This window comes from Mycobacterium sp. NGS56 (assembly GCF_059812425.1).
In genome coordinates, this window is record NZ_JCALCQ010000006.1 from 203,912 (window position 1) to 224,954 (window position 21,043).

A 21,043-nucleotide genomic window follows, 5' to 3' on the forward strand; every position below is an offset into this window, starting at 1 on the left:
CATTTCGCGATGCGGTCACAAAATCAGTGCCAGCGCAGCAACACCAGCTCGGAGCCGAAGCCGGGACCCATTGCGAGCATCAGCCCGGGGCTGCCGCTGGGCGGCGGTTTGGCGATGGTGTCGCGCAGGATGTGCAGCACCGACGCGGACGAGAGGTTGGCGACTTCGCCGAGCGAGCGCCAGGTCAATTCCTGTGCCTCCAGGGGCAATTCGAGGCTTTTGGCGATCGTGTTTATCACCCTTGGGCCGCCGGGATGGGTCACCCAGGCGCCGATGTCGTCCTTGGTCAGCCGATGTTCGGCGAGGAAACTGTTCACGTCGTCGGCCAGGTAACGGTCGATGACGTTCGGTAGTTCTGGCGACATCGCCAGTTGCATGCCGTCCGAACCGATGTTCCAGCCCATGATGTGCAGCGATTCGGGGTACAGACGGCTGCGCGAATCCACGATGTCGGGTCCGGCGGAATTCAGTCGCTCGGCCCGCCGGTCGCCGACGGCGATCACGGCCCCGGCGCCGTCACCGAACATGGCCGTCCCGACCAGTCCTGACACGGTCGGCCTGACCGTCGGGAACGTGAGCGAACACAACTCGACCGACACCAGGACGGCGACACCGTCGGGCGCGCCCCGAAGGTAATCGTGCAGGCGTCCGACGCCCGCCGCGCCGGCCGCGCAGCCCAGTCCGAAAAGCGGAGCCCGGCGCACGTCCGGGCGCAGGCCGAGCCGCCCGACGAGCCGGGCATCGAGCGACGGGACCGCGATGCCGGTGACCGTTGTGGTGGCGATCATGTCGATGTCTTGCGGCTGCAGCCCGGCCTCGTCGAGAGCGCCCAGCACGGCGTCGCAGCCCAGCTGCACGGCTTTGTCGATGAAGATCTCGTTGGTCGCGCCGAAATCGGTCAGCTCGCGGTACCGCTCGAGGGGCAGCACGAAGTGGCGGCCGTTGACTCGGGCGGCGGCGTGCAGGCGCCGGACCACGCCTTCGTGTTCCTTCAATGCGGGGAGGTCGACGAGCGCGTCGGTGATTTCGCTTTGGCTATACCGATGCGGCGGCAACGCGCCGAATACACCGGCGATGACGCTCATGCTCTATCCTCTTGATTTCTTAACAAATACGCTCCCCTTACATGCGGCGAACTAATGCGCTTCCGCTTGGCGGTGCAAAAATTTCGCGTATTCAACACATGTCTTATTAAGTCGGCTTTACGTCCACGTAATCATATCCGCCAGCACGGAATTCGTCATTCGGCATCATCCTCTTCCGCCGAGCTGAGCGCCATCGCGATTAACGCTTCGGGCGTCAACGAGTCGATGTCGTCGGCATTGACATTTGCATCGGAGACCGATGTTTCCGGCGTGCCGGCGAGCAATAGAAGTTTCTCGAGCAGTCCCGTTCTTCGAAGCTCGCGCATGGGTATGTTGCGCAGCGCCGACCAAATTTTTTCCTCCTCCGATTCGCCCGCTTCGTCATGCAGAAGCTGTCGGCGAAGATGGTCGGCCAGCGCCGCCGGCGTCGGATAATCGAAGATCAGCGTCCGGGACAAAGCGAGGCCGGTATGGCTGGTGAGCCGGTTACGCAGCTCAACCCCGGTCATCGAGTCAAAGCCGATGTCGCCGAAAGCGCGGTCGTGGTCGATGGCGTGGCCACCCGGATGCCCGGACACGGCGGCCGCATGCTCGCAGACCAGCTCCACCAGTACCCGATGCTGGTCGTCGGGCGTCAGTCCGTGCAGCCGGTGCGCCAAATCGGGCGTTCGGGTGGCCGTGGCGGGCGGCGTTTGAGTCGCGCTGGCACCCAGCCAAAACCTCTGCCGCGCAAAGCCATACGTCGGCAACTCGACTCGTCGCGCGTTCCTCCCGGCGAACACGCCCGACCAGTCGGCGTCGAGGCCATGGGTGAACAACCTGCCCACCGCACCCAGCACCGATTCCGTCTCGGGCCGATCCTTGACCATGGTGGGCACCGATATGGCCCGTTCGTCGCTCAGCGATTGGTCCACCGCGGCGGTCAGCGAGGCGCCCGGACCCAGTTCCACGAAGAGTTCGGCGCCGGCGTCCTCGGCAGCGCGCACGCCCTCGAAGAAGCGCACCGGCTGACCGACATGCGCCGTCCAGTACTGAGGCGATCCGTAGCCGGCGCCGGCCAGCCGCCCGGTCACGTTAGACACCAACCCGATTCGCGGCGCCCTCACCTCGATGCCGGCCACCGCCGCGGAAAATTCCGCCATCATGGGCTGCATCAACGGCGAATGAAACGCGTGCGACACCGCCAGGCGATGCACGCGCCGGCCCTCCCGGGCCAGCCGGTCCGCCAGGGCTTGAACGGGCGCCCGCGCACCGGAAAGCACCACAGCGTTGGGGCCGTTGACCGCCGCGATGCTCACCTCGTCGTTCAGCAACCCGGCCACCTCGGCCTCGCCGGCGCCGACCGCCATCATCACCCCGCCGGCAGGCAGCCCCGCCATCAATCGTCCCCGCGCCGTCACAATGCGCGACGCATCCGTGAGCGAGAGCACCCCGGCCACACAGGCCGCCGCGATCTCGCCCACCGAGTGGCCCATCACCACATCCGGCGCCACACCGAAGGACTGCCACAGCGCCGCCAGCGCGAGCCCGAGCACGAACAACGCCGGTTGGGCGAACTCGGTGCTACGCAGCAGCTCCGGGTCGGCGCCCCACATCACCTCACGCAGCGGCAGCCGCAGATGAGCGTCCACCGCCGCGGCGGCCTCGTCGTAGGCCCGGGCGAACACGTCGAACCGGGCGTAGAGTTGCCGTCCCATGCCCAGCCATTGCGACCCCTGGCCCGGAAACACAAAGACCGCCTTGCCCAATGGCATCGCCCGGCCCACCGCCACCTCCGGCGTCGACTCACCCGCCGCGAGGGCCGCCAAATTCCTTGCCAGTGACGGACGATCGCCGCACACCAGCACCGCGCGGTGCTCGAAGACAGTCCGGGTGCTGACCAACGACCAGGCCATGTCGAGCGGGCTCACGTCGGGGCGGTCGGCCATATAGCTCGACAGGCGTCGCGCCTGGTTGGCCAACGCCTGTGCCGAGCGGGCCGACAATACCCAGGGCAATGCCTCGCCCCCTGGCGTCTCCGGTCGCCTGATTTCCCGCTGGGCGGGTGGTTGCTCGACGATGAGGTGCGCGTTGGTGCCGCCCATTCCGAACGAGGACACCCCGGCCCGCCGCGGACGATCCATCGACGGCCAGGGCGTCAGGGAGGTGTTGACCTGCAGCCCAAGGTTGTTGAGCTCACCGTCAGGGTCGGTGTGGTTGAGGCTGGCCGGGATGGCGGCATGTTCGATCGCCAGTACGGCTTTGAGTAGTCCCGCGATCCCCGCGGCGCCTCCGGCGTGGCCGGTGTTGGTCTTCACCGATCCGACCAGCACCGGATCGTGGGCGCGCTCGGCGAAGATCTCCCCCAGCGCCTGAGCTTCGACCGCGTCGCCGACCTTCGTCCCGGTGCCGTGGGCCTCGATGTAATCGATGTCGCTGCCCTGCAGGCCGGCATCGGCGAGCGCGCGCCGGATCACGTGCGCCTCGCTGCGCGCCGATGGCACGGTCTGAGCGGTCGCGCTGTGCCCGGCGTTGGCGACGGCGCTGCCGCGAATGACCGCGCGGATGCGATCACCGTCATCCAGTGCCGACGGTAAGGGTTTGAGCAGCACCAGTCCGCCGCCTTCACCGCGCACGTAGCCGTCGGCGCGCCGATCGAACGCATATGTGTGACCCGACGCCGATACCGCGCCGAATTCCCTTTCCATCACCGCGATTTCGTTGGCCAGGTTGAGATGGACTCCGCCCGCGATCGCCAGCGTCGACTGGCCGGTGGCCACGCTTTCGCAGCCAAGGTGCACCGCCACCAGAGAAGACGACTGGCCGGAATCGACGGTCATGCTCGGGCCATGCAATCCGAAGGCGTACGAGATGCGGTTGGCGATCATCGCACGGCTGATCCCGGCGAAGGTGTGGTGGTCCAGGTTATCGGCAAGGTCGCGCAGCGTCAGTGCGGCGTAGTCATCTGTCATCGCCCCGAGGTAAACCGAAATTTGCTCTCCCCGAAGCGTTTCCGGCAATAGGTAGGCGTCTTCGAACAATTCCCAGGTCAGTTCGAGGGCCAGGCGTTGCCGGGGATCCATGGCGCACGCCTCACGCGGTGACAGGTTGAAGAAGTCGGCGTCGAATTCGCCCGCGTCCCCGGTGAACTCAGTGGCCTCACGTCCCTCGCGGATCAAGCGCCAGAACGCGGCGGGGTCGGCGGCGGCGGGAAACCTGCATGCCAGCCCGATGATCGCTACGTCGGTCGACGGCAAGGTCAGGGGCCGACTTCGTCGTCGAGAATCGCGAAAAGCTGGTTCTCGGTGGCGGTTGAGATGTCGTCGTCGAACGCGTCCTCGGGGTGCAGCAGCAGCGGGGCCGGCGATGTGCCCGTCACGCTGCTCAACAGACTTTCCAGCCGGGTGATGAGCTGCGCCCTGTCGCCGGGACTCAGATCGGGCTGGTTGAGCAGGGCCTGTAGCTCTCGGGCAATGCCGTTGAAGCGGGTCACGCGATCGGGCGGTTGCCCTTCGGGGGCGCTGGTGGTCAGCTGGGCGTCGAGGTGTTCGGCAAGTGCGCTTGGCGTGGGCTGGTCGAAGATCAGCGTGGGCGAAAGGGTGAGCCCCGTCGCGATTTTCAGCCGGTTGCGCAGTTCGACGGCGGTCAGCGAATCGAAGCCGAGGTCTTGAAACGCGTCCCCGGCGTTGACGTCCGCGGTGCTGTGGCCCAATACCGTGGCCGCATTGGTGCAGACCAATTCGATTAGTTCGGCACGCCGCTGTTCGGGGGTCATGCCCTCCAGGCGCGCCCGCAGGCCCGTCAGGGACACCATGTCGGTGTGCTCCAGGACCCGGCGGGCCGGGCGGCTGGCCAGCTGGCTGAGCAACGGCGGCAGCGTGTCGCTGTGGTGCGCCAACGCTGCCCTGTCCAGTCGGGTGCCCACCACCATGGGGTGCTCGGTCAGCAACGCGGCATCCAGCAGCTCCAGTGCCTGCATGGTGGACAACGCGCTCAACCCGGCCCGGCTCATCCTGGCCTTGTCACGATCGCCGAGGTCCCGCGTCATCGTCGAGATCTCCTCCCACATCCCCCAGGCCACCGACAAACCCGGCAGCCCGTGGGCGCGGCGGTGCGCGGCCAGCGCGTCGAGGAAGCTGTTGGCCGCGGCGTAGTTTCCCTGGCCCGGCGCACCCACGATGCCGGCCATCGACGAAAACGCCACGAACGCCGACAGATCCAGCTCCTTGGTCAACTCGTGCAGATGCCAGGCCCCGTCAACCTTGGCACGCAGCACCGTGTCGATGCGAGCGGGCGTCAACGACGCGATCACCGCGTCGTCGAGTACGCCCGCCGCGTGGAACACCGAGCGCAACGGGAACTGCGCGGGCACCCCCGCCAGCACCGCCGCGACGGCATCCCGGTCGCCGACATCGCAGGCCGCCACGGACACCGATGCGCCCTTTTGGCGCAATTCGGCGGCCAGCTCCGCCATGCCGTCGGCGCGTTCACCGCTGCGGCTGACCAGCAGCACATGGGGCACCCGGTGCCGCTCCACAAGGTGCCGCGCCACCGCAGAACCCGCCATTCCGGTGCCACCGGTGATCAGCGCGGTGCCGCCCGCCAGCCCGGCGGGACCGTCCGGCATGGTGAGCACGACCTTGCCGATGTGGCGGGCCTGGCTGACAAACCGGTAGGCGTCGGCGGCGGCGCGCGCGTCGAACGCCTTGACCGGCAACGGCGTCAGCACCCCTCCGGCGAACAGCCGCATCAATTCCGCCAGCATGTCGGCGATGCGGTCGGGGCCGGCCTCCATCAGGTCGAACGCGCGATACGTCACGCCGGGGTGAGCCGCCGCGACGGCAGCCGGGTCCCGCAGGTCGGTCTTGCCCATTTCAATGAAGCGCCCGCCTGGCCCGAGCAGCCGCATTGACGCGTCGTTGAACTCCCCCGCCAGGGAGTTGAGTACCACGTCCACGCCACCGGCGAATTTCCGCTCGAAATCCAGGGTGCGGGAATCCGCGATGTGCGCATCGTCGAATCCCATGGCATGCAAGGTGTCCCACTTGCCGCGGCTGGCGGTTGCGAACACCTCCGCGCCCCAATGCCGGGCCAGCTGGACCGCGGCCATGCCCACGCCGCCGGTGGCGGCGTGCACCAGCACCCGCTCCCCGGCGCGCAAGGCCGCCAGCACCGATAGCCCGTAGTAGGCCGTCAAAAACACCACCGGCACGGCCGCGGCCTGCGTCATAGACCACCCGGGCGGCACCCGGGTCACCAACCGGCGATCGACGGCCGCCTCGGAGCCCGCCGAACCGAAAATCCCCATGACCGCGTCCCCCGCCGCCAAATCCGTTACACCGGCTCCGAGTTCGGTGACGATTCCCGCGCCCTCGGCGCCTAGCTGTGCGGCGCCGGGGTACATGCCCAGCGCCACCAGCACATCACGGAAGTTCACGCCGGCCGCGGCCACCCTCACCCGCACCTGACCTGTTTCCGGTGTCGTCGGCGGGTGCTCCTGCACCGCCAGGTCCTCGAGCGTCCCGGCGTCGCCGGCGGCCAGCCGCCACGCCGACGGCGGGTCGGGCAGCTGCAGCATGGTCCGCTGGTCGGCCGGCTTCAGCCGGGGCCTGTACGCCACACCGTCGCGCACCACCAATTGCGGCTCGTCACAGCCGATCACCGTTGCGACGTCGAGTGTTCCGTCGGTATCGACCAGCACCACACGGCCCGGGTGCTCGGCCTGCGCCGAACGCGTCAGGCCCCACACGGCGGCACCGGCCAGGTCCGCGACGTCCTCGCCGTCCAGTCCCACGGCTCCGCGGGTCAGCACCACCAGGACCCCGGCCGCGTCCCCTGTCAGCCACGGTCCCAGCGCACCCAGCGCCTGGTGGGTCGCGCTATAGACGGTGGTGAGAGCGTTGGAGTCCACACACGGCGACTCCCAGACCGTGAAGTGCTCGCCGATGTCGTTGCCGGGCAGCGGTACCGGCGACCACACCACGTCGAGCAGCTCACCGCTGCCGGAACGTGCTGCCACGGCCGCGGACAACTGATCGGCCGAGACGGCACGCGTGACCAGCTCGCGCACCGACAGGACGGGCAGCCCCGACGAGTCGGCCAGCTCGACCGACACGGCGCCGGCACCGGCCGGCGCCAGTCTCACCCGGACCCGCGATGCGCCGGCCGCGTACAGACTCACCCCCTGCCACGAGAACGGCAGGACGGTCTCGATGCGCTCGTCGGCCACTCCCAGCGCATGCAGTGCCGCGTCGAGGACCACCGGATGAAGGCCGAAGTTACCGGCCGATACCCCGGCCTGTTGCGGAAGCTCCACCTCGGCGAAAGTCTCAGTCCCCCTGCGCCAGACGGCCCGCAACCCCTGAAAGGCCGGTCCGTATCCGTAGCCCCGGTCCGCCAGGCCGTCGTACGCGCCCGCCACGGGTACGGCGTCCGCACCCAGCGGCGGCCACACCGACAGGTCAGTGCCCCGCGCGACCGCACCGTCGCTCAGCACGCCTTCGGCATGCAACACCCAATCTGATTGCGCGGCACGCGAATACACTGCGACCGAACGGGTTCTGGCCTCGTCCGCCGCCGCGACCACCACCTGTAGGTGCACCACCCCGGCCGCCGGCACCGTAAGCGGTGCGGACAGCGTCAACTCTTCGATCATCGAGCAGCCGACCTCGTCGCCGGCCCGCAACGCCAGCTCCACGAAGCCGGCCCCCGGGAACAGCACCGTGCCGCCGACCGCGTGGTCGGCCAGCCATGGCTGAGCCGCCAGCGAAAGCCGGCCCGTCAACACCACACCACCCGAATCCGGCCGGTCGACCACCGCGCCCAATAGCGCATGCTCGGCCTCGGCCAGACCCAGGCTGGCGATGTTGGCCGAACCGACCGAATCGCTGGATAGCCAGAACCGGCGCCGCGCAAAGGCATACGTCGGCAGCTCGACACGCCGGGCGTCCGTCTCGGCGAAGGCCGCGGCCCACCGCACCTCGGCCCCGGCCGTGAACAGCTGTCCCGCAGCGCGCAGCAGCGAGTCCACTTCGGGGCGGCCCTTGGCCATTGTCATCACCGAGATCGCCCGGTCAGTCGTCAAGGATTGCTCCACCGCGGACGTCAACGCCGCCCCCGGGCCCACCTCCAGGAACACGCCGGCGCCCAGCGATTCGGCCAGCCGCACACCGTCGATGAATCGCACCGGCTTGCGCACATGGTCGACCCAGTACCCGACGGTGCCGTAGTCGGGTCCGGCCAGTTGCCCGGTCAGGTTGGATACCAGGGCAACACGCGGCTCACCCGGCGACACATCAGTGATCGCCGTCGCGAAGTCCCCCATCATCGGCTCCATCAACGACGAGTGAAACGCGTGCGAGACCGCCAGCCTGTGCACCCTGGCGCCGTGGTCCGCCAGCCGGTCCGCGACCGCGGCCACCGCGCCCTGCTCGCCGGAGAGCACCAGCGATTGCGGGCCGTTGACCGCCGCGATGCTCACGGCACCGCTGAGCAAGGGAGTTACCTCTGCTTCCGTCGCGGTCACGGCGACCATCACCCCGCCGGCGGGCAACCCGGCCATCAACCGGCCGCGCGCCGCGACGAGCCGCGCCGCATCGGGCACCGACAGCGCCCCCGCCACACACGCAGCGGCGATCTCTCCCACCGAATGGCCGATCACCACATCGGGTTCCACACCGAAGGACTGCCACAACGCGGCCAACGCGATCTCCAAGACGAACAACGCCGGCTGGGCAAACTCCGTGCTCTGCAACAACTCCGGGTCGCCGCCCCACATCACCTCACGCAACGGCAACCGAGCGTGGGCGTCGACCGCCGCGACAACCTCGTCGAAAGCCTGGGCAAACACGGGAAACCGCTCGTACAGCTCGGCGCCCATGCCCAGCGACTGCGAGCCCTGTCCGGGGAAGACGAATACCCGCTTGCCCACCGATCGGATCCGGCCGACCAGCACGTCCGGGTCCGGCCGACCGGACGCCAGCCCCGCCAACCCCGCGGTCAGCGCCTCGCGGTCGGCACCCACCAGCACCGCGCGGTGCTCGAAGGCGGCCCGGGTGGTCGCCAGCGACCAACCCACGTCAGCCGCTCGCACGCCCTCGTCGGCACTGAGCCGATCCAGCAGTCGCTGCGCCTGACCGGCCAGCGCCTCTGGAGACCGGGCCGAAACCACCCACGGAACCACCGGATTCGGCGTCGCGGCTACCCGTTCGGGTTCGCTGTCGAGTTGCGCGGGGGCCTGCTCGACGATCACGTGCGCGTTGGTGCCGCTGATCCCGAACGACGAGACGCCGGCCCGCCGTATTCCGCCGTGATCGGGCCATGGCCGCGGCTCGGTCAACAGCGACACCGCACCGGCCGACCAATCCACGTGCGGCGACGGCTCATTCACGTGCAGCGTCTTGGGCAGCACGCCGTGCCGAATCGCCTGCACCATCTTGATCACCCCGGCCACCCCCGCCGCTGCCGAGGTATGCCCGATGTTCGATTTGATCGAGCCCAACCACAGCGGCCGGTCCGCCGGGCGATCCTGACCGTAGGTCGCCAACAGCGCCTGGGCCTCGATGGGATCCCCGAGGGTGGTGCCGGTGCCGTGACCCTCAACCACATCCACGTCGGCCGCCGCCAGTCCGGCGTTGGCCAACGCCGCCCGGATCACCCGCTGCTGCGACGGCCCGTTCGGTGCGGTCAACCCGTTCGACGCGCCGTCCTGATTCACCGCCGTGCCGCGCAGCACCGCCAAGACGGGATGCCCCAGGCGGCGCGCGTCGGCCAGCCGCTCGAGCACCAGCACACCCGCGCCCTCCGACCACGAAGTCCCGTCCGCCGCACCGGCGTACACCTTGCACCGGCCGTCGGGGGCCAGCGCACGCTGGCGGCTGAACTCGACGAAGGCCGCGGGGGTGGCCATGACGGTCACACCGCCTGCCAGCGCCAGATCACATTCGCCCGACCGCAACGACTGCGCGGCCAGATGCATGGAGACCAACGACGACGAACACGCGGTATCCACCGACACGGCCGGGCCTTCCAGGCCCAGCACATAGGACACCCGGCCCGAGGTCACGCTCAGCGTCGAGCCCGTGAGGCCGTAGCCCTCCAGCTCGCCCTTCACCTCGCCGCCATAGCCGGCGTGAATGACCCCAGCGAACACTCCGGTCGCCGAGCCGCGCAACGCGAATGGGTCAATGCCCGCCCGTTCCAACGCTTCCCAGCAGATCTCCAGCATCATCCGTTGCTGGGGATCCATGGCCAGCGCCTCGCTGGGCCCGATGCCGAAGAATCCGGCGTCGAACTCACCCGCGTCCTGCAGGAAGCTGCCCTGCCGGGTGTACATCTTTCCCTTGGCATCGGGGTCGGGGTCGTACAGCCCTTCGACGTCCCAGCCGCGATCGGCCGGGAAGTCCGACACCGTGTCGCGCCCCTCGATCACCAGTTGCCACAGGTCTTCTGGTGATTCGACTCCACCGGCGTAGCGGCACGCCATGCCTACCACCGCGACGGGCTCGGAAAGCCGGCCCTCCAATTCCGCGACGCGCCGCCGGGTCCGCCTGAGATCCGCCGTGAGGCGTTTCAGGTAGTCGACGTGCTGCGTGGTGCCCGGCATCGTTGCTCCTTGTGGGGTGTCAGCGGCCGAGTTCTTCATCGAGGATCGCAAAGAGTTGGCTTTCGGTGGCGGCGTCGAGGTCGTCGTCGAGATGTTCGGCATCTCCAAGATCGCCCGGCGGGAGCGCGGCGAGCAGGTTGTGAATGCGGGTCCTCAGCACCGACTTGTCGTCGGCATCCCAGCTGGGCGCCCCGAGCAGCGCCTGCAGTTCCCGCGTGATGTCGTTGAAGCGACCCATCAAATTCGGCTGATCGCCGGCGCCCGCAGTACCGGCCAGCTGGGTGTCCAGATGAGCCGCCAGCACGGTGGGTGTCGGATAGTCGAATATCAGTGTCGGCGAAAGGCTAAGGCCTGTAGCATTTTTGAGCCTGTTGCGCAGCTCGACGGCGGTCAGCGAATCGAACCCCAGCTCTTGGAAGGCGCGGTCGGCATTGACGTCCGCCGGACTGGGCACACCCAACACCATCGCCGCGTTGCCGCAGACCAGGTCGACCAGCTCGCGCTGTCGCGCCTCGGAACTCAGGCCGTGCAGCCGCGCCGAAAGCCCGCTCGTCGAGGCGGTGACGTCGTTGTCGTCGATGACACGCCTGGTGGGACCGGCCACCAGTTCCCGCAGCAGTGGCGGCAGCGCGGCGACGTTGTCGGACAGGGCGGCCCGGTCCACCCGGGCCGCAACCAGCACCGGACTGTCGACGAGCATCGCGGCGTCGAAAGCCGCCAGCGCCTGTTCGGTGGACAGCGGCGCCAGCCCGATTCTGCTCATCCTGGCCTTGTCGCGGTCCCCAAGGTGCGCGGTCATCGCCGAGGCCTGCTCCCACAGGCCCCAGGCCAGCGACAGGCCCGGAAGTCCCTGGGCGCGCCGGTAGGCGGCCAGCCCGTCGAGGAAACTGTTGGCCGCCGCGTAGTTGGCCTGGCCCGGGGTCCCCACGATCCCGGCCATCGACGAAAACACCACGAACGCCGAGAGATCCAGCTGCCGGGTGAGCTCGTGCAGATTCCAGGCTCCGTCGACCTTGGCGCGCAGAACCGCCTCCACCCGATCCGGGGTCAGCGACGAGATCAACCCGTCGTCGAGAATGCCCGCGGCATGAATGACTCCGCGCAGCGGATAGCCCGCCGGTATCTGGGCCAGCATCGCCGATGCCGCTTCGGGGTCGGCGACATCACAGGACACGACCGACACCTGCGCCCCGCCCTCCCGCAGCGCGGCCACCAGGTCGGTGACCCCGGCGGCCCGGGCGCCGGTCCGGCTGACCAGCACCACGTGGGCCACTCGGTAACGGTCAACGAGGTGGCGGGCCAGCGCCGAACCGGCCATACCGGTGCCACCGGTGATCACCACGCTGCCCCCCGCCAGCCCGCCACCGCAGCCACTGAGCACCTCACCGGGACCCGACCCGACCGTCAGCGCGACCTTGCCGATGTGGCGAGCCTGACTGACATACCGATAGGCAGCCGAGGCGCAGCGAACGTCAAAGGTCTTCAGCGGCAACGGTTTCAAGGCGCCATCGGCCAACAGTGCCACGATCTCTGCCAGCATGGCCGCGGTGCGATCCGGACCGGCCTCCATCAGGTCGAACGCTTGATACGCCGCGCCCCGATATCGGTCGGCGACGACCCGCGGATCGCGCACATCGGTCTTGCCCATTTCGATGAATCGCCCGCCCGGTGCCAATAAACGCAACGACGCGTCGGTGAACTCGCCGGCCAGGGAATTGAGCACGACGTCGAACCCGGGTCGGTCGGTGGCCGCCATGAACTTCGCGAATTTAGCCTCGAATTCCGTCGTGCGCGAGTCGCCGATGTGATCGTCATCGAAACCCATGGCGCGCAGGGTGTCCCACTTACCACGGCTGGCGGTGACGAACACCTCGGCGCCCCAGTGCCGCGCGAGCTGCACCGCGGCCATGCCCACCCCCCCGGTGGCGGTGTGCACCAAGACCCGCTCGCCGGCGCGCAACCCGCCCAGCACGGACAGCCCGTACAGCGCGGTCAGGAAGACCACCGGCACGCCGGCGGCCGAGATCAGCGACAGTCCCGACGGCACCGGTGTCAGGACGCGCTGATCCACCACTGCCTCGGAACCGACGACGCCCAGCAAGCCCATCACGGCATCACCGACGGCCAGACCGGTTACGCCGGGCCCCACCTCGACGACCACGCCGGAGCCCTCGGCGCCCAGCCGGCCACCGCCCGGATACATCCCGAGGGCCACCAAGACGTCGCGGAAGTTCACCCCGACGGCGGCTACCGCCACCCGGACCTGGCCACCGGTCAATTCGGTTCGTGGACAGGGGCTTACGACAATGTCTTCCAGTGTTCCCTCGCCGCCGGCATCCAGGCGCCAGCCCGCCGAAGGCAATCCGATCGCAGGGCGCACGGGCCGTAACCGCGCTGCATACGCCACACCCTGACGCACCACCACCTGCGGCTCGCCACAATCGATCACCGCGCCGGCGTCCACGGAGCCGTCCGAGTCGATCAGCACCATCCTGCCCGGGTGCTCGGCTTGCGCCGACCGCACCAGGCCCCACACCGCGGCGCCGGCCAGGTCCGAAACGTCTTCCCCGGCAAGGGCGACCGCACCCCGGGTCTGCACGGCCAGCATCGCGCTGCTTTCGTCGCCCAGGCGAGATTGCAGCGTCGCCAATATCTCGGTGGCCGCGGCGTGCACCGCCTTGACCACGTCACCGCCATGATCGCCCAGCTCCCACACCGTCACCTCGGCGCCACCCGCGCCGCCGCGCAACGCGATCGGCGACCACGTCACGTCGAGCAATCCCCCGGTGCGCTGTGCGGGAGCAGCGGCCGTCAACTGCTCGGCCGAGACTGGGCGCATGGCCAACGATCGCACCGTGAGCACCGGAAGTCCCGTCCCGTCGGCCAGTTCCACGGAGACCGAGCCGGCGCCGGCCGGCGCAATCCGGACCCGCGCCCGCGTCGCACCCGACGCATGCAACGACACGCCCTGCCACGAGAACGGCAACACGGTCTGGGCTTGCTCGGCGGCGACAACGATCGCCTGCAACGCGGCATCCAGGAGCACAGGGTGTACTCCGAAGCCGCCGTCCTGGGCGCCGGCCTCGGGCACGCCGACCTCGGCGAAGATCTCGTCCCCGCGCTGCCACACGGCCCGCAGACCCTGGAAGGCGCCGCCGTATTCGTAGCCCCGCTGCGCCAGCCGCGCGTAGGCGCCGGTGATGTCCACCGCGGTCGCGCCGGCGGGCGGCCAGACCGACAAGTCGGCGGCCGCCGTGACGGTGCCGGGCCGCAACGCGCCCTCGGCATGCAGCATCCAATCCGAATCCGGCTGGGCGTCGGCGGAATACACCGACACCCGCCGCATGCCCGACTCGTCGGGTGCGCCGACCACCAGCTGTACACGTACGCCCTCGGCCCGGGACAACAGCAGCGGAGCCGACAAGGTCAACTCGTCTAGCACCCCACAACCGACCTCATCGCCCGCGCGGATGGCCAGTTCGACGAATCCGGCCCCTGGAAACAACACGGTCTCGCCCACCGCGTGATCGGCCAGCCACGGGTGGTCCGCCGTCGACAACCGGCCCGTCAGCACCACACCACCGGAATCGGGCCGTGGTACCACGGCACCGAGCAACCCGTGCCCGGCGGCGACCAGGCCCAGGGTGCCGACATCTTGCGACCCCGCCGACCCACCGGGAAGCCAAAAGTGTTGCCGGACAAACCCGTATGTCGGCAAGTCAACGGTCCGGCCACCCAGGCCGGCCATCGCGGCGCGCCAGTCTACGGTCACGCCCGCAACGTGGGCCTGCGCGACCGAGAGCCAGAAGCGGTCCAGGCCGCCGTCGTCGCGGCCGAGCGACGGGATGGCGCAGGCCCGCTCGCTGTCTGGCATGGTTTCTTCGATGGCCGCCATCAGTACGGGATGTGGGCTGGATTCGATGAACACCTGATAGCCCGCTTCGCACGCGCTGCGCACCGCCCGCTCGAATTGCACGGTGCGCCGGATGCTTTGGAACCAGTAGTCGGCGTTCAGTCCCGCAGTGTCCATCGGCTCGCCGGTGACCGTCGAGAAGAAGGCGACCGCGGAGGACCGCGGCTCGAGGCCGCGCAGCGCGTCGGCGAGCGGCTCGCGGATCGCGTCGACCTGTGCGGAATGCGATGCGTAGTCGACGTCGATCCGGCGGGCGCGGACGTTGTCGGCCTCGCTACGTTGTATCAGTTCGGCCAGCGCATCCACCTCGCCGGACACCACCACCGCCGCAACACCGTTGACGGTTGCAATGTTCAGTCGCTCGCCCCAGCCGGCGATCAGCCGCTCGGCGCGCGGCAGACTGCACGCCAACGAGACCATGCCGCCCCGGCCCGACAGCCGCACGAGCAGCCGACTGCGCTGCGCGACGACCCGGGCGGCGTCTTCCAATGACAACGCCCCCGCCACGTAGGCCGCCGCGATTTCGCCCTGCGAATGGCCGATCACCGCATCGGGAACCACGCCGACCGAGCGCCACAGTTCGGCCAGCGACACCATCACCGCCCACAACGCCGGTTGCACCACGTCCACCCGGTCCAATCCCGGGGCGTCCGGTGCGCCGCGGATCACGTCGATCAGCGACCAGTCGACGTATTCGGCGAGCGCGTCAGCGCAGCGCTGTAGGTGCTCGGCGAACACCGTTGAACTGTCCAGTAATTGGGCGCCCATGCCGGCCCATTGCGAACCTTGGCCGGGGAACACCAACACGGTCTTGCCCACCGGCTGCGCCCGGCCCGTCACCAGGCCCGCACCCTGCTCACCGGCAGCCAATGCCGTCAGTCCACGCAGCAATTGCGCCCCGTCTGCGCCTACGACGACCGCCCGATGCTCGAAGCTCGACCGCGTCGCGACGAGCGACCAGCCCACGTCCAACACCCGCACCCCGGGATCGGCTTTCACGCGGGCCAGCAGCCGTGCCGCCTGGTTGGCCAGCGCCTCACTCGAGCGGGCCGAGAGCACCCACGGGACCACCACGTCATCGCCTGTCCGCGTGACGCTTTCGGGCTCCGGGACATACTGCTCCACGATGACGTGCGCATTGGTGCCGCTGATGCCGAAGGAGGAGACGCCCGCGCGACGCGGCCGGTCGACCGCCGGCCAGGGCCGCTGCTCGGTCAGCAGCGACACCGCCCCGGCCGTCCAATCCACGTGCGGCGTAGGCTCATTCACGTGCAGCGTCTTGGGCATCACCCCGTGCCGGATCGCCTGTACCATCTTGATCACCCCGCCGGCACCGGCGGCCGCCGAGGTATGGCCCATGTTCGATTTGATCGAGCCCAGCCACAGCGGCTGATCGGCCGGACGGTCCTGCCCGTAGGTCGCCAGAACCGCTTGGGCTTCAATGGGATCCCCGAGGGTGGTGCCGGTGCCGTGACCCTCGACCAGATCGACATCGGCCGCGCCCAGCCGCGCATTGGCCAGCGCCGCCCGGATCACCCGTTGCTGCGACGGCCCGTTGGGCGTCGCAAGGCCATTGGACGCGCCGTCCTGATTCACTGCGGACCCGCGCACCAGGGCCAGCACCGGATGCCCGTGTCGCCGGGCATCCGCTAGGCGCTCCAGCGCCAGCACACCGACACCTTCGGAAAACCCGGTGCCGTCGGCGGCACCCGCGTATGCCTTGCATCGACCGTCTGCGGCCAGGGCGCGTTGCCGGCTGAACTCGATGAACATGGCGGGTGTGGCCATCACCGTCACTCCACCGGCCAATGCCAGGTCGCACTCGCCGGAACGCAACGACTGCGCCGCCAGGTGCAGGGCCACCAACGACGACGAACAGGCCGTGTCCACCGAGACCGCCGGGCCCTCCAGCCCCAGCGAATAGGCCACCCGGCCCGAGGCCACGCTGAGCGTGGATCCGCGCAGACCATATCGCTCCAGGTGCCCGGGGACCCGACCCTGACCCCCGTAGGAGCCGTGGAATATCCCGGCGAACACACCGGTCGCCGAGCCGCGCAGGGTGACGGGGTCAATCCCGGCCCGCTCCAACGCCTCCCAGGACACCTCGAGCAACAGGCGCTGTTGCGGGTCCATGGCGAGCGCCTCGCTGGGGGCGATCCCGAAGAATGCGGCATCGAAATCGGCCATATCCGAGAGGAAACCACCGCAGCGCGCGTAGGACTTGCCTACGGCGTCGGGATCCGCGTCGAACAGACCGGCCAAGTTCCAACCTCGGTCGGTGGGAAACTCCGAGACCACATCCCGGCCGTCAACCACCATCTGCCACAACGCCTCTGGAGAATTCACCCCGCCGGGGTACCGGCAGCCCATGCCGACCACCGCTACCGGTTCGGTCGCTTTTTCCGCTAACAGGGCCAGGTACTGGCGGTTCTCGCGCTTGAGCCGTTCGGTTTCTTTCAGCGATTGGCGAAGAGCCTTGATCAGCTCTTCGTTGTTGCCGTTCATCGAAGGCGGCCTCTCGTGTCACTCACAGCGATACTTCGCGACGGGTCTGTCCCACAACAACAACGGTCCCATCGCCACAAACTCTCAAAGTCCAAAAAGCGACGCCATGCGGTGGAAGTGCACGGGCGAAAAATCAATGCCAACGCAACAACACCAATTCGGAACAGAATCCCGGGCCCATCGCGAGCATCAGACCGGGGCTTTCGCTCGGCGGCGGCTTGGCCATGGTGTCGCGCAGCACGTGCAACACCGACGCCGACGAGAGGTTGCCGATCTCCCCGAGTGAACGCCAGGTGAGTTCGAGTGCCTCCGGCGGCAGGCCGAGCGCCGCGTTGATCGCCTCGATGACCTTGGGCCCGCCGGGGTGGCTCACGAAGGCCCCGATGTCGGCCGTGGTCAGGCCGTGTGCCCCCAGGAACTCGGTGACATCGGCTTCGATGTATTGCTCGACGACGGCCGCGACGTCCTTGGACAGCACCAGCTCGAAGCCGGTGGCGCCCACGTCGAAGCCCATGGTGCGCAGCGAATCGGGATACAGGTGGCTGCGCGAGTCAAGGATGGTTGGCCCGCTGGGGTCCAGTCGTTGGGCGCGCCGCTCGCCGACGGCCACCGCCGCCGCGGCCCCGTCGGCGAACAGCGCACTGCCGACCAGGCCGGCCAGCGACGGCGTGTATCCGGGATAGGTCAGCGAGCAGAGTTCGACGGAGATCAGGGCGGCCACGGCGTCCGGCGCACCGCGCAGGTAGTCGTTCACGCGGGCCACACCCGCGGCGCCGGCGACGCAGCCCAGGCCGAACAGCGGCACCCGGCGCACATCGTCGCGCAGGCCTAGCTGCGCGGCGATCCGGGCGTCCACGGAGGGCACGCTGAGGCCGGTGACGGTGGTGGTGATGAGCACGTCGACGTCCCGCGGCCGCAGTCCCGCCTCGTCGAGGGCCCCGGACAGCGCTTCGCAGCCCAGCTTCACCGCGTGCTCGGTGAAGATCCGGTTCGCCATGCCGAAGTCGGTCAGCGCGGGATACTGCTCCAGCGGCAGCACCAGGTGGCGGCCGCCGACCTTGGCGCTGGCGTGCAGCTGCCGGACGATGTCCTCGTAACCCTCGAACTCCGGGATGCTGACGAAAAAATCGGTGAGTTCACGCTGCGAGTAGCGGTGCGGTGGTAACGCACCGAAGACACCCGCGATGACGCTCATTGTTCTCCCACGCTTTTGGCAACGAGGACCCGCCCCGAAACGTTCAACCGGATCGCTCTGAGCCCGAAGTCTATTCTGCATGTCGCGGTTAGTCAGGGAAACCAAAGCCATCTCAAGCGTCGTCGCGCAGCTGGTTTTTGAGCCTATCAGCACTGGCCAGGACGGTTTCGATCTGCTCGGCGACGCGAACCGGCGCGGTGCCACCCCGCGCGTCGCGTGAGGCCACCGAGCCTTCGATCGTCAAAACCTCCCGTACCTGTGGCGTGAGATCGGGGCTGATGGCGGCCAATTCGTCGTCGGTCAGCTCGTCGAGTCCGACGGCCCGTTGCTCGGCGGCGCGCACCGCGGCGCCGGCGGCCTCGTGCGCGGACCGGAACGGCACCCCCTGGCGCACCAGCCATTCGGCGATATCGGTGGCCAGCGTGTAGCCGGCCGGGGCCAGGGCGGCCATCCGCTCGACATCGAAGGTCAGGCTGCGCAGGAGCCCGGCCATCGCCGGGAGCACCAACTCCAGCTGGGCAACCGAATCGAACACCGGTTCCTTGTCTTCCTGCAGGTCACGGTTGTAGGCGAGCGGCTGGGCCTTCAGCGTGGCCAGCAGGCCGGTCAGGTTGCCGATCAGCCGGCCGGACTTGCCCCTGGCCAGCTCGGCGATGTCGGGGTTCTTCTTCTGCGGCATGATCGAGCTGCCGGTCGACCACGAATCGTGCAGGGTGACGTAGCCGAATTCCGTCGAGCTCCACAGGATGATGTCCTCGGCCAGCCGGGACAAATCGACACCGATCATGGCGAAAACGAAGGCCGCCTCCGCGGCGAAATCCCGGGCGGCTGTCGCGTCGATGGAGTTGTCGGCCGCAGTGGTGAAACCGAGCTCCGCGGCAATCGCGTCGGGGTCCAGGCCCAGCGAGGAACCGGCCAGGGCGCCCGAGCCGTACGGGGACACCCCGGCCCGCCGGTCGAAGTCGACGATCCGGTCGACGTCGCGCAGCAACGGGTGGGCGTGCGCCAGCAGGTGGTGGGCGAGCAGCACCGGCTGTGCGGACTGCATATGCGTCTTGCCCGGCATGATTGCGCCGGGGTGGGCCCCGGCCTGTGCGGCCAGCGCGCCGACGACCTCCAGCGCCGCGGTGGCGACCCGGCGCACCGCGTCGCGCAGCCACATCCGGAACAGGGTGGCCACCTGGTCGTTGCGCGACCGGCCGGCCCGCAGCCGCCCGCCCAGGTCGGGTCCTACCCGGTCGATCAGCCCGCGCTCCAGCGCCCCGTGCACGTCCTCATCGGTGACCAGAGGCGCGAAGCTGCCGTCGGCGACGTCCTCGGCGAGCTGGTCGAGGCCCGCCAGCAGTCCGTCGCGCTGCTCTTCGTTCAGCAGCCCGGCCCGGAACAGGATCACGGTGTGGGCCCGCGAGGCGATGATGTCGTAGGGGGCCAGCACCCAGTCGAAGTGGGTGGACTTGCTCAGCGCGGCCAGCGCATCCGACGGGCCGTCGGCGAACCGCCCGCCCCACAGTGACCCCTCGCGCGTGCTCACGCTTCGGCCGGGCCCTTTGACGTCTGGTCCCGGCGGGACGCGATCTTCGAGGACAGCCCGTGTACGTAGACGAAACCCTTGGCCGCCGACTGATCGAAGCTGTCGCCTTCGTCGTAGGTGGCCAGATTGAAGTCGTAGAGTGACTCCGCGCTGCGCCGGCCGTTGACCGCAATGTGGCCCCCGTGCAACACCATTCGCACTTCACCCGACACGTGCTCCTGGGTCCTGGCGACGAAGCTCTCCAGAGCGTCCTTGAGCGGTGAATACCACAGCCCGTCGTAAACCAGCTCGGCCCAACGCTGATCGGTGTGCCGCTTGAACCGGCCCAGTTCCCGTTCCAGGGTGACGTGTTCGAGCTCGGTGTGCGCGGTGATGAGCACCATGGCGCCGGGCGCCTCGTAGATCTCGCGGCTCTTGATGCCCACCAGCCGGTCCTCGACCACGTCGAGCCGGCCCACGCCCTGGGCGCCCGCACGGGTGTTGAGTTCCTCGATGGCACCCAGCACCGACACGGGCTTGCCGTCGATCGCCACCGGCACGCCGCGTTCGAACCCGACGATCACCTCGTCCGGCGTGCTCCAGTTCAGCGTGGGGTCCTCGGTGTAGGCGTACACGTCCTTGGTGGGCGCGTTCCAAAGATGTTCCAGGAAACCCGTTTCCACCGCGCGGCCCCACACGTTCTGATCGATGGAGAACGGCGAGCGCTTGGTCACGTTGATCGGGATGGCGTTCTCTTCGGCGAACGCGATCGCCTTCTCCCGCGTCCACGCGTAATCACGAACCGGCGCCAGCACCTCGAGATCGGGTGCCAGCGAACCGAATCCGACCTCGAATCGGACCTGGTCGTTACCCTTGCCGGTGCAGCCGTGTGCGACGATGTTGCCGCCGTGCTCGCGCGCCGCCGCCACCAGGTGCTTGACGATCAGCGGCCGGCTGATCGCCGACACCAGCGGGTAGCGGTCCATGTAGAGCGCATTGGACAGGATCGTGGGCAGGCAGTAGTAGTCGGCGAATTCGTCTCGGGCATCGACGACGACGGCTTCCACCGCGCCGCAGTCCAGAGCCCGCTGGCGAATGACCTCCATGTCTTCGCCGCCCTGGCCGAGGTCGATCGCCACCGCTACGACCTCACGGCCGGTCTCCTTGCCGATCCAGCTGATGGCCACCGAGGTGTCCAGACCGCCGGAATACGCCAGGATGACGCGTTCTGACATGAACCAATCTCCTTAGG

The 21,043-nt window shown here is 68.8% G+C and carries 7 protein-coding genes; all 7 read right to left on the reverse strand.

Going from position 1 to position 21,043, the window contains the following annotated elements:
- Positions 1–23: 23 nt before the first annotated feature.
- On the reverse strand, positions 24–1,085 hold the full coding sequence (locus tag AC5Y4F_RS17030) for a type III polyketide synthase (protein ID WP_067934425.1): 1,062 nt from the start codon (positions 1,083–1,085) through the stop codon (positions 24–26).
- Between the two features lie 155 nt (positions 1,086–1,240).
- Positions 1,241–4,321 carry a type I polyketide synthase gene (locus tag AC5Y4F_RS17035; protein WP_499997676.1) on the reverse strand — a complete coding sequence of 1,027 codons (3,081 nt, stop codon included), beginning with the start codon at positions 4,319–4,321 and terminating at the stop codon, positions 1,241–1,243.
- Between the two features lie 2 nt (positions 4,322–4,323).
- Complete coding sequence (locus AC5Y4F_RS17040) at positions 4,324–10,668, reverse strand: SDR family NAD(P)-dependent oxidoreductase (RefSeq protein ID WP_369829701.1); 6,345 nt, start codon at positions 10,666–10,668, stop codon at positions 4,324–4,326.
- A gap of 19 nt (positions 10,669–10,687) precedes the next feature.
- The gene (locus AC5Y4F_RS17045) at positions 10,688–17,086 is read right to left on the reverse strand and encodes an SDR family NAD(P)-dependent oxidoreductase (protein ID WP_499997677.1); all 6,399 of its coding nucleotides are present in this window, start codon (positions 17,084–17,086) and stop codon (positions 10,688–10,690) included.
- A gap of 133 nt (positions 17,087–17,219) precedes the next feature.
- Positions 17,220–18,281 (reverse strand): type III polyketide synthase, encoded by a 1,062-nt coding sequence (locus AC5Y4F_RS17050; protein WP_067933441.1) that lies wholly within the window; start codon positions 18,279–18,281, stop codon positions 17,220–17,222.
- Between the two features lie 112 nt (positions 18,282–18,393).
- Positions 18,394–19,812, reverse strand: a complete 1,419-nt coding sequence (gene argH / locus AC5Y4F_RS17055) for an argininosuccinate lyase (protein WP_067933443.1) — start codon at positions 19,810–19,812, stop codon at positions 18,394–18,396.
- Positions 19,809–21,026 carry an argininosuccinate synthase gene (locus tag AC5Y4F_RS17060; protein ID WP_499997678.1) on the reverse strand — a complete coding sequence of 406 codons (1,218 nt, stop codon included), beginning with the start codon at positions 21,024–21,026 and terminating at the stop codon, positions 19,809–19,811. Before AC5Y4F_RS17060 ends, argH begins: the two co-directional genes overlap by 4 nt.
- Positions 21,027–21,043: the final 17 nt, after the last annotated feature.

Coding starts and splice junctions, on each gene's coding strand:
- AC5Y4F_RS17030 (WP_067934425.1), bottom strand. CDS start 1,085: ATGAGCGTCATCGCCGGTGTATTCGGCGCGTTGCCGCCGCATCGGTAT.
- AC5Y4F_RS17040 (WP_369829701.1), bottom strand. CDS start 10,668: ATGCCGGGCACCACGCAGCACGTCGACTACCTGAAACGCCTCACGGCG.
- AC5Y4F_RS17045 (WP_499997677.1), bottom strand. CDS start 17,086: ATGAACGGCAACAACGAAGAGCTGATCAAGGCTCTTCGCCAATCGCTG.
- AC5Y4F_RS17050 (WP_067933441.1), bottom strand. CDS start 18,281: ATGAGCGTCATCGCGGGTGTCTTCGGTGCGTTACCACCGCACCGCTAC.
- AC5Y4F_RS17060 (WP_499997678.1), bottom strand. CDS start 21,026: ATGTCAGAACGCGTCATCCTGGCGTATTCCGGCGGTCTGGACACCTCG.